Genomic DNA, 17,957 nt, shown 5'->3' on the forward strand with positions numbered 1-17,957 from the left:
TAAAGAGAATGCGTTGTGCGAGGGGCGGCAGGCGGTCAGCCCACCGAGCCTTCCAGCGAGACTTCCAGCAGCTTCTTGGCTTCCACCGCGAACTCCATCGGCAGCTCGCGGAACACCTGCTTGCAGAAGCCGTCGACGATCATCGACACCGCGTCTTCCTGGCTGATGCCACGAGCGCGGCAGTAGAACAGCTGGTCGTCGGAGATCTTGGAGGTGGTGGCCTCGTGCTCGACCGTGGCGCCGGGGTTCTTCACCTCGATGTAGGGGAAGGTGTGGGCACCGCACTGCTTGCCGATCAGCAGTGAATCGCACTGGGTGTAGTTGCGCGCGCCATCTGCGTTGCGGTCGACCCGGACCAGGCCGCGGTAGGTGTTCTGTCCGCGGCCGGCGCTGATGCCCTTGCTGATGATCTTGCTCTTGGTGCGCTTGCCGATGTGGATCATCTTGGTGCCGGTGTCGGCCTGCTGGCGGTGGTGGGTCAGCGCCACCGAGTGGAACTCACCGACGGAGTCGTCGCCCAGCAGCACGCAGGACGGGTACTTCCAGGTGATCGCCGAGCCGGTCTCGACCTGGGTCCAGGTGACCTTGCTGCGTGCGCCGCGGCATTCGGCACGCTTGGTGACGAAGTTGTAGATGCCGCCGACGCCGTTCTCGTCGCCCGGGTACCAGTTCTGCACCGTGGAGTACTTGATTTCCGCATCTTCCAGCGCGACCAGCTCGACCACCGCCGCATGCAGCTGGTTCTCGTCGCGCATCGGCGCGGTGCAGCCTTCCAGGTAGGACACGTACGCCTTGTCCTCGCAGATGATCAGCGTGCGCTCGAACTGGCCGGTGTGGCCGGCGTTGATGCGGAAATAGGTGCTCAGCTCCATCGGGCAACGCACGCCCTTGGGGATGAACACGAAGCTGCCATCGGAGAACACCGCCGAATTGAGCGCGGCGAAATAGTTGTCGCCGACCGGCACCACGGTGCCGAGGTACTGCTTGACCAGCTCCGGATGTTCCTTGATCGCTTCGGACATCGAGCAGAACACGATGCCCTTCTCGGCCAGTTCCTTGCGGAAGGTGGTGCCGACGGACACCGAGTCGAACACCGCGTCCACCGCCACGCCGGCCAGCTTGGCGCGCTCGTGCAGCGGCACGCCCAGCTTGTCGTAGGTGTCGAGCAGTTCCTTGGGCACGTCATCCAGCGAGGCGTACTTCGGGCCCTTCGGCGCGGAGTAGTAGCTGAGCGCCTGCAGATCGATCGGGGCGATCTGCAGCTTGGCCCAGTTCGGCATCGGCATGGTCAGGAAGTGGCGGTAGGCGTCCAGGCGCCACTGCGTCATCCATTCCGGCTCTTCCTTCTTGGCCGACAGGGCACGGATGGTGTCCTCGTCCAGGCCGGCGGGAAGGGAGTCTGATTCGATGTCCGTGATGAAGCCGGCCGAATACTTGCGGCCGAGCTGCTCGTGGATCTCGCGGTTGGGGGTGTCGTCGTGGGCGACGTTTTCGATGGTTTCGGTGGCCATGGGGGGCTGCCTACGGATCAGGAGACGACGTCGACAGCGATGGTGCGGCGCTGTTCGTCATCGGCAAGGGGGAGAGGGGGGAGAATCTGGGCGAGGGTGACGTCGCGCAGGGCCTCGGAGACCACGTCGTTGATCAGCCGCCAGCTGCTGCGCGCGCCGCACTTGGGCGCCATGCCGCACTGGTGGTGGTCGTGGCTGCATTCGGTCAGGGCCAGCGGCCCTTCCATCGCTTCGACCACTTCGAACAGCGAGATCTCGACGGCCGCGCGGGTCAGCCGGTAGCCGCCACGGACGCCGCGCAGGCCCTCGACCAGGCCGGCCTGGGCCAGCGGCTTGAGTACCTTGCTGACGGTCGGCGGTTCCAGACCAGTGAATTCGGCCAGCTCGGTGGCACTGAGCACCTCGCCCGGGCGGGCGGCGAGTACGGTCAGTACCACGGTGGCGTAATCGGTGAGTTTGGTGACGCGCAACATGGGGATGCGAGCGGTTCTTAAAGCGGACTGAAATTGTACGCTTTTATTCGCCACCATCCAAGCCGGGCATTCAGCTGGCGCCGGGGGCCGGGCCGGGAGCACTCACCGGGGCCGTTGCCAGGGCGCCAATGCTGAGCCAACGGGATGATTTTCGCAATCACCCGGAATGGGCGAGAATCAACGTTCCTTTCGCTGCAGACCTCCCTTGCCGATGCCCAAGAAGATCCAAGCCCGCAAGTCCGCCATCCACGGCAACGGTGTGTTTTCCGTGGCCCCGATCAAGCAGGGCGAGCGCGTGATCCAGTACAAGGGCCTGCTGCGCAGCCACGGCGACGTCGATGCCGATGACAGCGGCGATGTTGAAAGTGGCCATACCTTCCTGTTCACCCTCAACGACGACTGGGTGATCGATGCCAACTACAAGGGCAACGACGCGCGCTGGATCAACCACAGCTGCGACCCGAACTGCGAGGCGGTGATCGAGGAAGACGAGGACGGCGACAGCCGCGGCGACAAGGTCTTCATCGAGGCACTGCGCGATATCAAGGCGGGCGAAGAGCTGACCTACAACTACGGCATCACCCTGGCCGAGCGCCATACGGCCAAGCTGAAGAAGATCTGGGAGTGCCGCTGCGGTTCGCCCAAGTGCACCGGCACCATGCTGCAGCCCAAGCGCTGATTGCGGTAGCGCCGGGCCATGCCCGGCGATCGCGGTGCGCGGGAGAATCAGAAGCCGCCGGGCATGGCCCGGCGCTGCCTTGTTTTATTTTCCGAGCACGCCTGCCGGTACCAGGTTGCCCAGGTTCTGGTTGAAGGTGACCACCAGCTTGCCGTTCTTCACCTGTGCCGACTGCACCTGCAGTGCACCGAGCACGCCGGCCATGGCCGGGTCCAGCTTGTAGATTGGCTCGCGCTGGGCGTAGTCGCTCAGCCAGGCATTGAGCAGGCCGCGGGTGCGCGAGTCGAGGCGACCGCCCTGGTTGGCCGGAGTGAAGTCATCGACGCTGGGCTGCTGCAGATGGAAACCCTGGGTCTGTGCGTCGTAGCGCAGGCCGCTGCTGAGCTTCACCGTACCGAGCTTGGCCGGGTTGCCGCCAGCGGTCGCCAGTGCCACATCCATGCCCAGGTTCAGTCGTTCGCCGGCCGGCAGGCTCAGCTGCGGATGGCTCATGGTCAGCGCGATCAGGCCACCCAGGGCGTCCTGGGTACGGGGGAAACTGCCATCGAGGTACTGCTGCACATCGCTGGCGCCGACCGACAGTTCGCGGCCGGAAATGGAAGGGGCGGCCTGCGCGCCGATCGCCGCGGCGATCAGTACGGTGGAGGCGGCAAGGCGGGTCATCAGGGAACGCAGGCGCATGGCGGTGACCGGTGAATGCAGAATGGATGGATCAAAGAGTAGCCTTGCCGGCTGAATCGTGCGTGCATGCCGCTGCAACGGTTCAGTCCAGCGTTGGCCGCAGTTGCGCCGACTGGATCTGCCAGGCGCGGCCATCGCTGCTGGGGTGCACCCGGTACCAGCCGCCGAAGCGGAACGTGCCCTGGGGGGTCGCTGCACGGATCTGTACCGGGATCTCCAGCAGCTGTGGTGGCTGGTGGCCATCGCGGGCGATCGGCGACCCGGTCGTCAGGCGCAGGCTGCGGACGTCCTCCAGCTGGCGCAACGCGGCGTCGTCCGCGCGTCGTGCATCGCTGGGCGGGAAGGTCCAGGCGGCATCGGCGCCTTTGCGGTCCCGGTTGAGCAGTGCCATGACATAGCGATTGAGCATTGCGGCCGGGAGCTCGGCTTCGGCCGCGACGGCGGCAAACAGCGGGTCGACCGCGGTGGCTTGCAGTGCGGGCGCTTCGGCCTCTGCACTGGCAGCGGCCGGAGCCGGCGGCGGCGCAGGAGCGCTGGTTGGATCCGGTTGCGCCTCCGGCCGCGAACAGCCGAACAGCACCAGCGGCGCGATCAACAACAGGAACCTGCGCATGCCTGCCTCCTCCCCGGGGCGACGTGAAGGAGGGCAGTGTATCGACTGCGCCGGTCTCAGCGGGAGGACGGCAGCTGTTCCAGCGCATCCAGCGCCGGCAGCACCTGCGTGGCGATCGCGCCCAGTGCGTGGCCTTCGGTTTCGGCATGGCGCTGCACGATATCGCGCAGCAGCTGGGTGGCGATCACGACTGTCGCACGCTCGTCGCCGCTGAGCCCAGCGGTGCGCGGTGCAGCTTCCAGCAGGCGCATCAGGTCGCGGCTGGCGCGGTGCTCCAGTTCGATGGTGCAGCGCCCGGTGCACTGCACCCCGTCCTTTTCGATGGGGGTCACCGAGATCCGGTAGCGGGTGGAGGGGCTGGCCATGAGGGTGTGCTCGCCGTAGCTGTGGAGGATGTGCCCACGATAGGCAAGGCCACGGCCGGCGGCGATGGCCGGCGCTGCACGCAGTGTTCCACCCGGTAGGTTCCGTGCCGGCAGGTAACACGCTCATCCAATGGCGGCGGGCCTGTGCGGGCAATCCGCTGGCTGCGGCAACGCTGTGTTGCGGCCTGCGGTTCGGACAAAAAAAACGGGACGGCCTGAGCCGTCCCGTCGGAATCCGCGTTGGGGCGCGCGCTTACAGCGCAGCGTCCTTCAGCTTCTTCAGCGGACGCACCTTCAGCTTGGTGGTGGCCGGCTTGGCGGCGAACCACTGTTCTTCCTTGGTGAACGGGTTGATGCCCTTGCGCTTCGGCTTGGCCGGCACATTGACGGTGCTGATCTTCAGCAGGCCCGGCAGGGTGAACGAGCCAGCGCCCTTCTTGTGCACCGAGGAGGCGACAGCGCTTTCCAGCGAGGCCAGCACAGCGCGGACGTCCTTGGCGATGACGCCGGAGGCTTCAGCGATGTGTGCAACCAGGCCGGACTTGGTCAGCACTTCCTTGATCGGCTTCGGAGCGGCCGGCTTGGCGGCTGCCTTCGTCGCGACTTTCTTCACTGCCTTCTTCGGGGCAGCCTTCTTAGCGGTCTTTGCCATGGTTTCCTGTTCCGTGAACGGTTGGTTGTTTGGTCGGCGCCGAACCCCGTCGGCAAGCGCAATGTAGGGCAACTCTCGGGCGCCGCCAATAGCCTGGAGTGCGGAAAGTGCATGTTTTTTCATATCCAGGCCGATTCAGTACATGGCCGGTGGTGGGGGCTGGGGGTACCGCGGTGCGGCCGGCAATGCTCGTCCCGGTCGCACGGGGATGCGCGAAATTACTGAAAACAAGGGAAAAATGCGCGTTCTCATGGCGAGGAAGTGTCCACGTGCCTGCGTCCAGGGTGACGTCCGGCGTGCAGCGGAGCGACGCAGGGCTAACGCATGCCGTGCGAGGGTAAACGTTCATCACCGCCACGCAGGAGCAGCACATGGGAATCTCGCGACACGCCACCGCGCACTGGGAAGGCGATCTGAAGTCAGGCAAGGGACAGTTGAGCACGCCGCAGAGTGGCCTGCTGGACAAGACGCGCTATGGCTTCAACAGCCGTTTCGGCGACGAAAAAGGCACCAATCCGGAAGAGCTGATCGCTGCTGCACATGCAGGCTGTTTCACCATGGCGCTGTCGGCCAAGCTCGGCGAAGCCGGCTTCACCCCGACCTCGCTGGATACCGAGGCCAAGGTCGATCTGTCACTGGAAGGCGGCCCGCAGCTGTCGCAGATCCGGCTGAAAGTGAAGGCCGTGGTGCCCGGCATCGATGCGGCACAGTTCCGTGCCATTGCCGATGACGCCAAGCAGAACTGCCCGGTGTCCAAGGCGCTGAGCGCGGTGCCGATCAGCCTGGAAGCCGAGCTGGGTTGAGGTCGGTAGCGCCGGGCATGGCCCGGCGCCACCACGCCGTACGGGATCACCAATCAATGGTGCCGCTGATCACTGTCTGAACCTGCCCACCGGACCAGACTTCCCCGTCTTCATCGACGAAAAGGGTCAAGCGCGCATCGTGACCGACTTCGCGACCCTGGCTGACTTCAAACGGTGCGCGGCCCTTGGGCAAGGCGTCGCGCAGGTCCAGCCATGCGGCGAGCACGGCGTTGGCGGCGCCGGAAGCGGCGTCTTCGAAGCGACGGCCGTTGCCGACGAAGGCGCGCACCGCCAGGTCGAACCCCTCGCTGCCATCGCTGAAGGCATAGGCGAACAGGCCCATGCTGTCGGTGGACTCAGCCAGTGCGGCCACCGCATCCCAGTCCGGCTGCAGCGCGCGCAACGCGGCCTCATCGGCTACCTGCACCACCCACCAGCTGCGCCCGCCCTGCATGCGTGCCGGCGGCAGCGTGCCCAGCGGCCACCCTTCCAGGACTGCCTGCAGGCGTGGATCGGTGGCGTCGGCGGTCTCGGCCAGCTGCGCGCGCGGGGTGCGTATGGCGATGCGCTGCTGCGCAGCCTCGCCACTGACGCGTAGCGGCAGCGCGCCGGCAATGCCGTCCTGCACAAGGACGCCGTCGACCGGCGCGGCCAGGTTTGCCTGCAGTACCGCGTGCGCGGTGCCGACGCTGGGGTGGCCGGCGAACGGTACTTCCTTCTGCGGGCTGAACATGCGCAGCCGATAGCTGGCGCCGGCGGCCTGCGGCGGGAACACGAAGGTGGTTTCCGGCAGGCGCGTCCAGCGCGCGATGGCCTGCATGCTGGCGTCGTCCAGGCCTTCGGCATCGAGTACCACGGCCAGCGGATTACCCGCGCCGGGGCGCGGCGAGAACACATCCAGCTGCAGGAAACGGCGGGTGGTCATCGGGTTGAAACTCCAGGAATGAAGGGGAATACGGTAGCGCGGGGCCATGCCCCGCGAGTGCGCAGCGCGGCAAGGCCGCCGGGCATGGCCCGGCGCTACCAGCGGATGTTGCCGTCGATGACCGGCTGCACCTGGCCGCCGATCCAGACCGTGCCCTCTGCATCGACTTTTACCTGTACGCGGCCATCGCGGCCGACTTCGCGGCCCTGGCTGGCCTCGTAGCAGCCCTCGCGGCCGGGCAGGGCGTTGCGCTGCCGCAGCCAGGCGCCGATCAGGGCATTGGCGCTGCCGGTCACCGGATCCTCGGGCACGCTGGCCGCATCCGCAGGGCAGAACGCGCGCACCACGCGGGAATGGTCAGTACCGGCTTCGTCAGCGAACACGGCCACGCCGGTTGCGTCGGTGGCCAGGCTCCAGTCACGCAGGGCGGCCATGTCCGGCACCAGGTTGCGTACGGTGGTGGCATCGCGCAGCGGCAGAAGCCACCAGCGCGCGCCGTTGTCCCATAGTTCCGGCGCATGCCCGTTGGCGGCGAGGGCCAGCAGCGTTTCGGGCACCCCGTCGGCTGTCGTCGCCCGTTGCCGCGCCGGCGGACTGGCCAGCTGGATCTGCAGCGCCTCAGCCGGGCCGCTCACCCGTACCGGCAGCAACCCTGCGGCGCACTGCTGTACCAGCGCACCCTCGCGCGGTTGGGCCAGGCCGCAGGTCACCGCCGTCCAGGCCGCGCCAACACTGGGGTGGCCGGCGAAAGCCAGCTCACGGGTCGGGGTGAAGATGCGGATGTGGTAGTCGGCGTCGGGCGCGCTGGGGCGCAGGAAGAACACCGTCTCGGACAGGTTCAGCCAGGCCGCCAGAGCCTGCATCTGCTCGCCGGAGAGATCGTCGGCGTCCAGCACGGCGCCCAGGGGGTTGCCGGTACCGGGGCGGGGGGCGAAGACATCGAGCTGGAGGTAACGGAGGACGGCCATCTACGGGGATATTGCGCTTAGAATCAAAGGTTCCGCCCCCGAGGGCGGCTTCCCCACATTCTACATAGCCAATCCATGTCAGCTTCCCCCCTTGTCGATCGTTGGATCGTACTGAAGTTCGGCGGCACCTCGGTGTCGCGTCGTCACCGCTGGGACACGATCGGGAAGCTGGCGAAAAAACGCGCGGAAGAGACCGGCTCGCGCGTGCTGGTGGTGGTGTCGGCGCTGTCCGGGGTCACCAACGAACTGACCGCGATTGCCGATGGCGCGCCGGACAGCCGTGATCGCGTGGCCGCGCTGGTCGAGCGCCACCAGGGCTTCCTGCAGGAACTGGAGCTGGGCGCCGAGGTGCTGGCCGAACGACTGGCCGTGCTGCAGGGCCTGCTCGATGACCCGCGCGCCGCTGCTCGTCCGCTGGACTGGCAGGCCGAGGTACTGGGCCAGGGCGAGTTGTTGTCGTCCAGCCTGGGTGCGGCCTACCTGCGTGCCAGCGGCCTGGATTTCGGCTGGATGGATGCCCGCCAGTGGCTGGATGCACTGCCGCCACAGCCGAACCAGAGCGACTGGTCGCAGCGCCTGTCGGTGAATTGCCAGTGGCGTGCGGACGCAGCCTGGGCGCAGCGCTTCCGCGCGCAGCCGACCCGGCTGCTGATTACCCAGGGCTTCATCTCGCGCCACGCCGACGGCGGCACCGCCATCCTCGGTCGTGGTGGTTCGGATACCTCGGCGGCGTACTTCGGTGCGCTGCTCGGCGCCAGCCGCGTGGAGATCTGGACCGACGTGCCGGGCATGTTCAGCGCCAATCCCAAGGACGTTCCGGATGCGCGGCTGCTGACCCGGCTGGACTATTACGAAGCGCAGGAAATCGCCACCACCGGTGCCAAGGTGCTGCACCCGCGTTCGATCAAGCCGTGCCGCGATGCTGGCGTGCCGATGGCGATCCTCGATACCGAGCGTCCCGAACTGCCGGGTACCAGCATCGACGGCAATGCCGCGCCGGTGCCGGGGGTGAAGGCGATCAGCCGTCGCAACGGCATCGTGCTGGTGTCGATGGAAGGCATCGGCATGTGGCAGCAGGTCGGCTTCCTGGCCGACGTGTTCAATCTGTTCAAGAAGCATGGCCTGTCGGTAGACCTGATCGGCTCGGCCGAGACCAATGTCACCGTGTCGCTGGATCCCTCCGAGAACCTGGTCAACACCGATGTGCTGGCCGCGCTGTCGGCCGACCTGTCGCAGATCTGCAAGGTGAAGGTGATCGTGCCGTGCGCAGCGATCACCCTGGTCGGTCTCGGCATGCGCTCGCTGCTGCACAAGCTGTCGGACGTGTGGGCGACCTTCGGCCGCGAACGCGTGCACATGATCTCGCAGTCGTCCAACGACCTGAACCTGACCTTCGTCATCGACGAAGCCGATGCCGATGGCCTGCTGCCGATCCTGCACGCCGAACTGATCGACAGCGGCGCGATGCCGGTGGAAGAGACCGAAGTGTTCGGCCCGCGCTGGCGCGAGATTGCCGGTACGGTGCGCCCGCGTGGTACGCCTTGGTGGCGTGGCCAGCGTGCGCACCTGCTGCAGCTGGCCGATGCCGGTACGCCACGCTACGTCTATCATCTGCCGACCGTACGTGCCCGTGCCCGCGCGCTGGCGGCGATCAAGCCGATCGACCAGCGCTACTACGCGATCAAGGCCAACAGCCATCCGGCCATCCTGCAGCTGCTGGAAGCCGAGGGCTTTGGACTGGAGTGCGTATCGCATGGCGAACTGAAGCACGTGTTCCAGCATCTGCCGGAACTGTCGCCCAAGCGCGTGCTGTTCACCCCCAGCTTCTGCCCGCGCGAGGAATACGAAGCGGCATTCGCGCTGGGCGTGACCGTCACCGTCGACAATGTCGAGGCGCTGCAGCGCTGGCCGGACCTGTTCCGCAACCGCGAGCTGTGGCTGCGCGTTGATCTGGGTCGTGGCGAGGGCCACCACGCCAAGGTGCGTACCGGTGGCAAGGATTCCAAGTTCGGCCTGCCGATCGCCCGCGTCGACGAGTTCGTGCGCGCGGCTACCGAACTGGGCACCCGCGTGGTCGGCCTGCATGCGCACCTGGGCAGCGGTGTGGAAACCGCGCAGCACTGGCGCCTGATGTGCGATGAGCTGGCCGGTTTCGCCCGCCGCATCGGCAGCGTACAGACCATCGACATCGGTGGTGGCCTTCCGATTCCGTACAGCGACGAAGACGAGCCGTTCGACCTGGAGGCCTGGGCCGAGGGTCTGGCCGAGGTCAAGGCGCTGCATCCGGCGTTCCGTCTGGCGATCGAACCGGGCCGCTTCCTGGTGGCCGAATCGGGCGTGCTGCTGACCCATGCCACCCAGGTGGTGGAGAAGGATGGCGTGCGCCGGGTCGGCCTGGATGCGGGCATGAACACCCTGATGCGCCCGGCGCTGTACGACGCCTGGCATGACATCGAGAACCTCAGCCGCCAGGGCGGTTATGCCGAAGCGGCGTTTGATGTGGTCGGCCCGATCTGCGAATCCAGCGATGTGTTCGGCAAGCGCCGCAAGCTGCCGGTGTCAACCGCGCCGGACGATGTGATGCTGATCGCCGATGCCGGTGCCTACGGCTACGTGATGTCCAACACCTACAACCAGCGGGCGATGCCGCGCGAAGACGTGATCGAGTGATCGCTGCCTTCCGCGCCCTGCACCCGCCCACCGACACCTCCCGCGCCTGCGCGCGGGCAGGTGCCTGACCGGATACACCATGACTGCTTTCGATAAACACCAGGTTTCCCGCTTCCGCTTCGTCCGCTGCGAATTCGCCGCGGACACTGGCGTGGCCAAGCTGGTCTACGCCTTCGACGACGGCCCGGAAATGGTGGAAACCATCACCGTTCCCGGCGCGCCGTTCGTACTGGACCAGGCGCGTGCCGCCGCCGTGCAGCGAGCGCTGCAGCTGCTGCACCTGATTGCCGGTGTCAGCTACTACAAGGCGGGCGTGCCGGAGACGGTCAGCATCGACAGCTACAACATTGATGCCGAAACCGCTGCGCTGGTGGAGACGGTCTACCTCAATGGCCTGGGCGAATTTGCCTACCGCAACGGCCTGAACCTGCGCGGGCGCTTCCGCCTGCCGGTACAGGGCGAAGCGGTGCAGGCACCGGTGCTGGGCCTGCAGCCGCACGCGCTGGTGGCAATTGGCGGCGGCAAGGATTCGCTGGTCAGCATCGAAGCGCTGCGCCGTGCCGGCGTGGACGAGACGGTGACCTGGATCGGTGGCTCGCAGCTGATCCGCGCCTGTGCCGAGCGCACCGGCCTGCCGACGCTGAACCTGGGCCGCGCGCTGGCGCCGGAACTGTTCGAGCTCAACCGCCAGGGCGCCTGGAACGGGCATATCCCGGTTACCGCGGTGAACTCGGCGATCATGGTGCTGGCCGCGCTGCTGCAGGGCGTGGACCAGGTGGTGTTCTCCAACGAACGTTCGGCCAGCTACGGCAGCCAGATTCCGGGCACCGGTGAAGTCAACCATCAGTGGTCCAAGGGCTGGGCGTTCGAGCAGGCGTTCGGCAGCCATGTGCAGAAGCAGCTGGCCGCCGATCTGCAGTACTACTCGCTGCTGCGGCCGATGTCCGAGTTGGCGGTTGCGCGCCAGTTCGCCAAGACCGATTTCTACGACGCGCACTTCTCCAGCTGCAACCGCAACTTCCACATCCTCGGCGAGCGCCCGGTGAACCGCTGGTGCGGCGTCTGCCCAAAGTGCCATTTCGTGTTCCTGGCGCTGGCCCCGTTCATGCCCAAGACGCGCCTGGTACGCATCTTCGGTCGCAACCTGCTGGATGACATCGAGCAGGCTGGCGGCTTCGACGCACTGCTGGAATTCCAGGACCATAAGCCGTTCGAATGTGTAGGCGAAGGCCGCGAATCGCGCGCAGCGATGGCAACCCTGGCGCAGCGCGCCGAGTGGAAGGAAGACGTGCTGGTGAAGCGCTTCTGCAATGAGATCCAGCCGCAGTTGGATGCCGCCGAACTGGAACTGGCACCGCTGTTGCAGCTGCAGGGCGAACACCGTATTCCGGCTGCGCTGTGGGAACGGGTACGTGAAGATTTCGAAGCTTGAAGGAAAGCGCGTTGCGCTGTGGGGCTGGGGCCGCGAGGGCCGCGCCGCGTTTGCGGTGCTGCGTTCGCGCCTGCCCGGGCTTGGCCTGAGCCTGTTCTGTCCAGCTGCCGAAGTCGAGGCAGCGCGTGCGGAAACACACGGTGCGCTGGACGTCCGTGGTGAGCCGTCGGCCGAGGCGCTGGCTGCCTTCGATGTGGTGATCAAGTCGCCGGGCATCAGCCCTTACCAGCAAATCGCGCTGGCCGCCGCCGCGCAGGGCACCACTTTCATCGGCGGCACTGCTCTGTGGTTTGCCGAGCATGCGGGTGCTGATGGCATCGTGCACGACACCGTGTGCGTGACCGGTACCAAGGGCAAGAGCACGACCACCGCGCTGGTCGCGCACCTGCTGCGTGCCGCCGGCCACCGCACCGGCCTGGTCGGCAACATCGGCCTGCCGCTGCTGGAAGCGCTGGACCCGCAACCCGCGCCCGAGTACTGGGCGGTGGAACTGTCCAGTTACCAGACCGGCGAAGTGGCCCGCAGTGGCGCCCGCCCGCAGGTGGCGGTGGTGCTGAACCTGTTCCCGGAACACCTGGACTGGCACGGCAGCGAGCAGCGTTACATCGACGACAAGCTGCGGCTGGTGACTGAAGCCGCACCGCGCATCGCCGTGCTCAACGCCGCCGATCCGCATCTGGCCGCGCTGTCTCTGCCTGACAGCGAAGTGGTCTGGTTCAACCAGCCGCAGGGTTGGCATATGCGCGGTGACATCGTGCATCGCGGTGAGCAGGCGGTGTTCGACACCCGCAACACGCCACTGCCGGGCCGCCACAACCGTGGCAACCTGTGCGCGGTACTGGCCGCTCTGGAAGCGCTGGGGCTGGATGCCGTGGCGCTGGCGCCGGCGGTGCAGGACTTCCGTCCGTTGCCGAATCGCCTGCAGCGCATCGGCGTGGCCGATGGCCTGACCTACGTCAACGATTCGATCAGCACCACGCCGCATGCCAGCCTGGCTGCGCTGGAGTGCTTCGCCGGCCAGCGCATCGCGCTGCTGGTGGGCGGACATGATCGCGGCCTGGACTGGAGCGATTTCATGCAGCACATGGCCCACGACGTGCCGCCGGTGGAGATCGTGACCATGGGCAGCAACGGCCCGCGCATCCACGCGATGCTGCAGCCGCTGGCCGATGCCGGCCGCTTCGGCCTGCACGCGGCCGGTGACCTGCCCGAAGCGATGGCGCTGGCACGCGCGGCGCTGGGTACGCAGGGCGGGGTGGTGCTGCTGTCGCCGGGCGCGCCGAGTTTTGGTGCCTACCGCGATTACGTGGCTCGTGGTCGCCATTTCGCCGAGCTGGCCGGCTTCGACCCGGACAGCAACAGCGCGATTCCGGGGTTGGGCATCGTTTGAGCCACCGGTCCGGGGTCGGATCCCTTTCCGCAGGAAAGGGCTCTGACCCCAGCGGGATCCTGTGCATCCCATCCACGCATGGCGTGGATCTACTGTAGAGCCGAGCCCACGCTCGGCTGGGTTTCAGTCGTCCTGATCGATGAACGCGTAATCGCCATCAATCAACTGCTGCAGGTACGCATCGAAGCTCGGCGCGATGACTGCATGGCTGTCCGGATCGTGCAGGTAGCGCACCACCTGGCCGACGGTGCCGCCTGGTGCCGGGTCGAAATCCAGGTAGAGCATCGAGGTGCCGCCGTTGTTCATGCAGTGCGAGAAGCACAGGCGACGGTCCATCGGCAGATCGGGGTCGATGCCATCGCCGAGGATCTCCGGCTCGTCGTCCAGCCACTCTTCGTAGATCGAGCGGATGCTGTCGTCCCACTGCCGCTGGTCTTCGAAGACCTGCGCCACCGAACGCAGGTAGTACGGATAGCCACCTTCCTCCACGTCCGAGCCGAGCATCAGCACGCAGACCTCGCCGCCGGGGTACTCGCGGAAGTGCGTGCCATCCACGCGCGACAGCAACGCGACCAGACTGTCCGGAACCTGCGGCCACTGCGCACGCAGGCGCTGCAGGTCTTCGGCGTTGGCGCCCTGCACGTGGCCCCACTGCGGGGCATCGTCGGCAGGCAGGCGTGGAATCAGGCCAGACAGAAAGCGATCAACCAGGTTCATGCGAAAAAGGGGACGGAGGGGATTAAGTCGTATCCAACCACACCTGCGTCACGTCGCCAATGCAGAATGCGACGCGGGAGGGGCAAATACGGCTTAATCCCCTCCGTCCCCTTTTTCTTCAACCACACCTGCGTCACGTCGCCAATGCAGAATGCGACGCGGGAGGGGCAAATACGGCTTAATCCCCTCCGTCCCCTTTTTCTTGCGGAGCAGGCGCATGAATCGTTGGCGATGCGGTGTAGCGGTGATGCTGGGGCTGGCGGCGATGCCGGCGTGGGCGGCAATGAAGACGCAACCGGTGGAGTGGAAACACCAGGGCACGACCTTCAGTGGCGTGCTGGTCTATGACGACGGCGACAACGACAAGCGTCCCGGTCTGGTGATGGTGCCGAACTGGAAGGGCGTGAACGAATCGGCGGTCGAGAAGGCCAAACAGCTGGCTGGCGATGACTACGTGGTGCTGGTGGCCGATGTGTACGGCAAGGGCGTGCGGCCGAAGACCGATGCCGAGGCCGGGCCGGTGGCGACCAAGCTGCGCAATGACCGGTCGCTGCTGCGCGCACGCGCGCTGGAGGCGGTGAACGTGCTCAAGGCCCAGGCCGGCAAGACGCCGCTCGATGCGAGCCGGATCGGCGCGGTGGGCTTCTGTTTCGGCGGCACCACGGTGCTGGAGCTGGCCCGTGCCGGTGCGCCGCTGGCCGGTGTGGTCAGCCTGCACGGCGGGCTGGGTTCGCCGCTGCCGGCGCAGGCCGGTGGCACGCACCCATCGGTGCTGGTGCTCAATGGCGCCGATGACAAGAGCGTGAGCGCCGAGGACATCGCCGGTTTCCAGAAGGAAATGAACGCGGCCAAGGTCGACTGGGAATTCACCAACTACAGCGGGGCAGTGCACTGCTTCGCGGAGCGCGATGCCAACAGCCCGCCGGGCTGCCAGTACAACGAACGGGCGGCCAAGCGCGCGTGGAAGGCGCTGGATGAGTTCTTCGAGGAGCGCTTCGAGAAACGCTGAAGAGATATGCCGACCAACGGTCGGCACCTACCGATGTTTCAGTGCCGACCAACGGTCGGCGCCTACCGGTCATTGTGGGTGCCGACCGTTGGTCGGCACACCTCCGCTGGTCAATGCGAACGCTGCACCGCGTAGCGGGCCAGGCCGCGCAGGGCGGCCACGGCATCGTTGTCGCCCAGGCCATCGAGCGCGCGCTCGGCGGCTTCGGCATACTCCTCGGCACGCGCACGGCTGTACTCGAGTCCGCCGGTGGCGCGGATCGCGGCCAGCACTTCCGGCATCGCCGAGGCGTCGCCGTCCTGCACGATGGTGCGCAGGCGCTCGCGGGTGGCGTCGTCGGAGTGGGCCATCGCGTGGATCAGCGGCAGCGTCGCCTTGCCCTCGGCGAGGTCGTCGCCCAGGTTCTTGCCCAGCTCCTCGGCATTGGCCGAGTAGTCCAGCACGTCGTCGGCGATCTGGAACGCGTAGCCCAGGTGCATGCCGTAGTCGAACAGGGCCTGCTGGGTGGCTTCGTCCACGCCGCTGGCCAGCGCGCCCAGGCGGGTACCGGCAGCGAACAGGACCGCGGTCTTGCGCTCGATCACGCGCAGGTAGGCCGCTTCGTCGGTATCCGGGTTGTGCACGTGCAGCAGCTGCAGCACTTCACCCTCGGCGATGCGGTTGGTGGCATCGGCCAGGATCTGCATCACCGACATGCGCTCCAGCTCGACCATCAGCTGGAAGCTGCGCGAGTACAGGAAGTCGCCGACCAGCACGCTGGGTGCGTTGCCCCACAGCGCGTTGGCGGTGCTGCGGCCGCGGCGCAGGCTGGATTCGTCCACCACGTCGTCGTGCAGCAGGGTGGAGGTGTGGATGAACTCGATGATCGCCGCCAGCTGGTGGTGATCCGGGCCGGCCTGGCCGACCGCATGGCCGGCCAGCATCACCAGCATCGGGCGCAGGCGCTTGCCGCCGGCGGAAATGATGTGATCGGCGATCTGGTTGATCAGCACGACGTCCGAGGACAGCCGGCGCCGGATCAGGGCGTCGACGGCGGCCATGTCGGCCGCGGCAAGCGACTGGATCTGGGGCAGGCCCAGGGCGGGACGGGTGTCTTCGGTGATGGTCATGCGATCAGGCTTTCAGGCTCATCGCTGATTATAGGCGTTGCCTGTGAATTCGGGCGCAAACCGGGCTGGCCGACGTCCTTGGCCCGGCCAAGGCTGCCGCCCGCGTGAATACGTATGCAGGTTGCGCCAAGCCCGGGGACCCACCGCTAAGCTTGCGGCATCAGGATTTCGGCCCGCTCCCGGCGGGTCCCGCACGCCCGGAGGGGGGCTGTCGATGTCGCACTATCCATGGTGGCGCGGAGCCGTCATCTACCAGATCTATCCGCGCAGTTTCCTCGACGCCAACGGCGACGGGGTAGGCGACCTGCCCGGCATCATCCAGCGCCTGGACCACATCGCCGCGCTGGGTGTGGACGCGATCTGGATCTCGCCGTTCTTCAAATCGCCGATGGCCGACTTCGGCTATGACATCGCCGATTACCGCGACGTCGACCCGCTGTTCGGCAGCCTGGAGGACTTCGACCGCCTGCTGGCCAAGGCCCACGGGTTGGGCCTGAAGGTGATGATCGACCAGGTGCTGAGCCACACCTCGATCGAGCATGCCTGGTTCCGCGAGAGCCGCCAGGACCGCACCAACCCGAAGGCGGACTGGTACGTCTGGGCCGATCCGCGCGAGGACGGTACCCCACCCAACAACTGGCTGTCGCTGTTCGGCGGCGGCGCCTGGCAGTGGGAGCCGCGCCGCGAGCAGTACTACCTGCACAACTTCCTGGTCGACCAGCCGGACCTGAACTTCCATCACCCGGACGTGCAGCATGCGACCCTGGACAACGTGCGCTTCTGGCTGGACCGTGGCGTGGATGGCTTCCGCCTGGACGCGATCAACTTCTGCTTCCACGATGCGCAGCTGCGCGACAACCCGGCCAAGCCGGCCGAAAAGCGGGTAGGGCGCGGCTTCAGCGCGGACAATCCGTACGCCTACCAGTACCACTACTACAACAACACCCAGCCGGAAAACCTGCCGTTCCTGGAGCAGCTGCGCGCGCTGCTGGACGAGTACCCGGGCGCGGTGAGCCTGGGCGAGATCTCCTCGGAGGACTCGCTGGCGACCACGGCCGAGTACACCCGCGATGGCCGCCTGCACATGGGCTACAGCTTCGAGCTGCTGGTGGACGATTACAGCGCGGCCTACATCCGCGACACGGTCTCGCGGCTGGAAGCGGCAATGACCGAAGGCTGGCCGTGCTGGGCGGTTTCGAATCACGACGTGGAGCGGGCGGTCAGCCGCTGGGGCGGCCACCCGGCCGATCCCCGCCTGGCGCGGATGCTTGTGGCGATGCTGTGCTCGCTGCGCGGTTCGGTCTGTCTGTACCAGGGCGAGGAACTGGGCCTGGCCGAGGCCGAGGTGCCGTTCGAGGCCCTGCAGGACCCGTATGGCATCACCTTCTGGCCGAACTTCAAGGGCCGTGATGGCTGCCGCACCCCGCTGCCGTGGACCGATGCGCCGCTGGCGGGTTTCACCACGGGCCAGCCGTGGCTGCCGATCCCGGCCGAGCACCGGGCGGTGGCGGTGGCCGTGCAGGAGCGGGATCCGCACTCGGTGCTGGCCGCGTTCCGGGCATTCCTGGGCTGGCGGCATAGCCAGCCTGCGCTACTGCATGGCAGCATCCGATTCATCGAAAGCGCCGAGCCAGTGCTGCTGTTCGAGCGTATGCTTGCAGATGAAACCCTCCTGCTGGCGTTCAACCTGTCGGCCGAGGCGGTGAGCCATCCGCTGCCGCCGGGCAACTGGCAGCAGGTGGCGGTACCGGGCCCGGATGCGGGCACGGTGCAGGGCAATGAACTCCAGCTGCCGCCGCGCGCGGTGTATTGCGCCCGACGCAGCTGACCGTTTTCTCCGGTGGCGGTACTTGCGGGGACGGGGCCGAAGCGCCCCGTCCCTTTTTTGTGGGCGGGATTCCGGCGAAACGCATCCACGCATGGCGTGGATCTACTGCCGGCATTCGCGCAAAAGAAAACC

Annotated in this window: 17 protein-coding genes; 7 read left to right on the forward strand and 10 right to left on the reverse strand. The window is 66.9% G+C overall.

What is annotated here, in order from left to right; all coding sequences use genetic code 11:
- Positions 1 to 35: 35 nt before the first annotated feature.
- Positions 36 to 1,511: a Fe-S cluster assembly protein SufB gene (gene sufB / locus ACZK2G_RS05620; RefSeq protein ID WP_046985678.1), complete on the reverse strand. Its 1,476-nt coding sequence runs from the start codon at positions 1,509 to 1,511 to the stop codon at positions 36 to 38.
- A 17-nt stretch (positions 1,512 to 1,528) separates the two neighbouring features.
- Entirely contained in the window at positions 1,529 to 1,984 is a 456-nt protein-coding gene (locus ACZK2G_RS05625; protein WP_046985679.1) for an SUF system Fe-S cluster assembly regulator, read from the reverse strand.
- Positions 1,985 to 2,195: 211 nt separating this feature from the next.
- On the opposite strand from ACZK2G_RS05625, the gene ACZK2G_RS05630 reads away from it, so the two are divergent.
- Positions 2,196 to 2,663, forward strand: coding sequence for an SET domain-containing protein (locus ACZK2G_RS05630; protein ID WP_010483549.1), 468 nt, complete (start codon positions 2,196 to 2,198; stop codon positions 2,661 to 2,663).
- 84 nt (positions 2,664 to 2,747) lie between these two features.
- On the opposite strand, the gene ACZK2G_RS05635 is transcribed toward ACZK2G_RS05630, so the two are convergent.
- The 4 genes from ACZK2G_RS05635 to ACZK2G_RS05650 all read right to left on the reverse strand — a co-directional run bounded on the left by ACZK2G_RS05635 (position 2,748) and on the right by ACZK2G_RS05650 (position 4,974).
- On the reverse strand, positions 2,748 to 3,344 hold the full coding sequence (locus tag ACZK2G_RS05635; RefSeq protein WP_046985680.1) for a YceB family lipoprotein: 597 nt from the start codon (positions 3,342 to 3,344) through the stop codon (positions 2,748 to 2,750).
- Between the two features lie 82 nt (positions 3,345 to 3,426).
- Positions 3,427 to 3,957 carry a hypothetical protein gene (locus ACZK2G_RS05640; protein WP_430766478.1) on the reverse strand — a complete coding sequence of 177 codons (531 nt, stop codon included), beginning with the start codon at positions 3,955 to 3,957 and terminating at the stop codon, positions 3,427 to 3,429.
- A 56-nt stretch (positions 3,958 to 4,013) separates the two neighbouring features.
- Positions 4,014 to 4,322 carry a DUF3861 family protein gene (locus tag ACZK2G_RS05645; RefSeq protein WP_046985682.1) on the reverse strand — a complete coding sequence of 103 codons (309 nt, stop codon included), beginning with the start codon at positions 4,320 to 4,322 and terminating at the stop codon, positions 4,014 to 4,016.
- 253 nt (positions 4,323 to 4,575) lie between these two features.
- Positions 4,576 to 4,974 carry an HU family DNA-binding protein gene (locus tag ACZK2G_RS05650; protein WP_012510328.1) on the reverse strand — a complete coding sequence of 133 codons (399 nt, stop codon included), beginning with the start codon at positions 4,972 to 4,974 and terminating at the stop codon, positions 4,576 to 4,578.
- Between the two features lie 371 nt (positions 4,975 to 5,345).
- Between ACZK2G_RS05650 and ACZK2G_RS05655 the strand changes: the two genes are divergently transcribed.
- Entirely contained in the window at positions 5,346 to 5,777 is a 432-nt protein-coding gene (locus tag ACZK2G_RS05655; RefSeq protein ID WP_014646276.1) for an OsmC family protein, read from the forward strand.
- 46 nt (positions 5,778 to 5,823) lie between these two features.
- On the opposite strand, the gene ACZK2G_RS05660 is transcribed toward ACZK2G_RS05655, so the two are convergent.
- Together ACZK2G_RS05660 and ACZK2G_RS05665 are read right to left on the reverse strand one after the other, a co-directional pair.
- Complete coding sequence (locus ACZK2G_RS05660) at positions 5,824 to 6,702, reverse strand: PhzF family phenazine biosynthesis protein (RefSeq protein ID WP_478474884.1); 879 nt, start codon at positions 6,700 to 6,702, stop codon at positions 5,824 to 5,826.
- A 95-nt stretch (positions 6,703 to 6,797) separates the two neighbouring features.
- Entirely contained in the window at positions 6,798 to 7,670 is an 873-nt protein-coding gene (locus ACZK2G_RS05665; RefSeq protein WP_136638381.1) for a PhzF family phenazine biosynthesis protein, read from the reverse strand.
- Positions 7,671 to 7,745: 75 nt separating this feature from the next.
- Between ACZK2G_RS05665 and ACZK2G_RS05670 the strand changes: the two genes are divergently transcribed.
- From ACZK2G_RS05670 to murD, 3 genes are all read left to right on the forward strand, one after another.
- Positions 7,746 to 10,340: a bifunctional aspartate kinase/diaminopimelate decarboxylase gene (locus ACZK2G_RS05670; protein ID WP_046985685.1), complete on the forward strand. Its 2,595-nt coding sequence runs from the start codon at positions 7,746 to 7,748 to the stop codon at positions 10,338 to 10,340.
- Positions 10,341 to 10,419: 79 nt separating this feature from the next.
- The gene (gene murL, locus ACZK2G_RS05675) at positions 10,420 to 11,772 is read left to right on the forward strand and encodes a UDP-N-acetyl-alpha-D-muramoyl-L-alanyl-L-glutamate epimerase (RefSeq protein WP_046985686.1); all 1,353 of its coding nucleotides are present in this window, start codon (positions 10,420 to 10,422) and stop codon (positions 11,770 to 11,772) included.
- Positions 11,753 to 13,162 (forward strand): UDP-N-acetylmuramoyl-L-alanine--D-glutamate ligase, encoded by a 1,410-nt coding sequence (gene murD, locus ACZK2G_RS05680; protein ID WP_046985687.1) that lies wholly within the window; start codon positions 11,753 to 11,755, stop codon positions 13,160 to 13,162. The genes murL and murD overlap by 20 nt, the downstream gene beginning before the upstream one ends.
- Positions 13,163 to 13,285: 123 nt before the next feature.
- On the opposite strand, the gene ACZK2G_RS05685 is transcribed toward murD, so the two are convergent.
- Entirely contained in the window at positions 13,286 to 13,879 is a 594-nt protein-coding gene (locus ACZK2G_RS05685) for an SMI1/KNR4 family protein (RefSeq protein WP_478474887.1), read from the reverse strand.
- 217 nt (positions 13,880 to 14,096) lie between these two features.
- On the opposite strand from ACZK2G_RS05685, the gene ACZK2G_RS05690 reads away from it, so the two are divergent.
- The gene (locus ACZK2G_RS05690) at positions 14,097 to 14,888 is read left to right on the forward strand and encodes a dienelactone hydrolase family protein (protein WP_337302092.1); all 792 of its coding nucleotides are present in this window, start codon (positions 14,097 to 14,099) and stop codon (positions 14,886 to 14,888) included.
- 110 nt (positions 14,889 to 14,998) lie between these two features.
- Here ACZK2G_RS05690 and ACZK2G_RS05695 read toward each other — a convergent pair whose 3' ends face one another.
- The gene (locus ACZK2G_RS05695; protein WP_004147673.1) at positions 14,999 to 15,997 is read right to left on the reverse strand and encodes a polyprenyl synthetase family protein; all 999 of its coding nucleotides are present in this window, start codon (positions 15,995 to 15,997) and stop codon (positions 14,999 to 15,001) included.
- Positions 15,998 to 16,211: 214 nt separating this feature from the next.
- Between ACZK2G_RS05695 and ACZK2G_RS05700 the strand changes: the two genes are divergently transcribed.
- A complete protein-coding gene (locus ACZK2G_RS05700) occupies positions 16,212 to 17,825 on the forward strand; it encodes an alpha-glucosidase family protein (protein ID WP_046985690.1) in 1,614 nt (537 codons plus the stop codon).
- Positions 17,826 to 17,957: the final 132 nt, after the last annotated feature.

The organism is Stenotrophomonas sp. 107298_Sma, assembly GCF_056480345.1.

Coding starts and splice junctions, on each gene's coding strand:
- sufB (WP_046985678.1), bottom strand. CDS start 1,511: ATGGCCACCGAAACCATCGAAAACGTCGCCCACGACGACACCCCCAAC.
- ACZK2G_RS05645 (WP_046985682.1), bottom strand. CDS start 4,322: ATGGCCAGCCCCTCCACCCGCTACCGGATCTCGGTGACCCCCATCGAA.
- ACZK2G_RS05640 (WP_430766478.1), bottom strand. CDS start 3,957: ATGCGCAGGTTCCTGTTGTTGATCGCGCCGCTGGTGCTGTTCGGCTGT.
- ACZK2G_RS05625 (WP_046985679.1), bottom strand. CDS start 1,984: ATGTTGCGCGTCACCAAACTCACCGATTACGCCACCGTGGTACTGACC.
- ACZK2G_RS05695 (WP_004147673.1), bottom strand. CDS start 15,997: ATGACCATCACCGAAGACACCCGTCCCGCCCTGGGCCTGCCCCAGATC.
- ACZK2G_RS05660 (WP_478474884.1), bottom strand. CDS start 6,702: ATGACCACCCGCCGTTTCCTGCAGCTGGATGTGTTCTCGCCGCGCCCC.
- ACZK2G_RS05665 (WP_136638381.1), bottom strand. CDS start 7,670: ATGGCCGTCCTCCGTTACCTCCAGCTCGATGTCTTCGCCCCCCGCCCC.
- ACZK2G_RS05655 (WP_014646276.1), top strand. CDS start 5,346: ATGGGAATCTCGCGACACGCCACCGCGCACTGGGAAGGCGATCTGAAG.
- ACZK2G_RS05635 (WP_046985680.1), bottom strand. CDS start 3,344: ATGCGCCTGCGTTCCCTGATGACCCGCCTTGCCGCCTCCACCGTACTG.
- ACZK2G_RS05650 (WP_012510328.1), bottom strand. CDS start 4,974: ATGGCAAAGACCGCTAAGAAGGCTGCCCCGAAGAAGGCAGTGAAGAAA.
- ACZK2G_RS05630 (WP_010483549.1), top strand. CDS start 2,196: ATGCCCAAGAAGATCCAAGCCCGCAAGTCCGCCATCCACGGCAACGGT.
- ACZK2G_RS05670 (WP_046985685.1), top strand. CDS start 7,746: ATGTCAGCTTCCCCCCTTGTCGATCGTTGGATCGTACTGAAGTTCGGC.
- ACZK2G_RS05700 (WP_046985690.1), top strand. CDS start 16,212: ATGTCGCACTATCCATGGTGGCGCGGAGCCGTCATCTACCAGATCTAT.
- murL (WP_046985686.1), top strand. CDS start 10,420: ATGACTGCTTTCGATAAACACCAGGTTTCCCGCTTCCGCTTCGTCCGC.
- ACZK2G_RS05690 (WP_337302092.1), top strand. CDS start 14,097: ATGAATCGTTGGCGATGCGGTGTAGCGGTGATGCTGGGGCTGGCGGCG.
- ACZK2G_RS05685 (WP_478474887.1), bottom strand. CDS start 13,879: ATGAACCTGGTTGATCGCTTTCTGTCTGGCCTGATTCCACGCCTGCCT.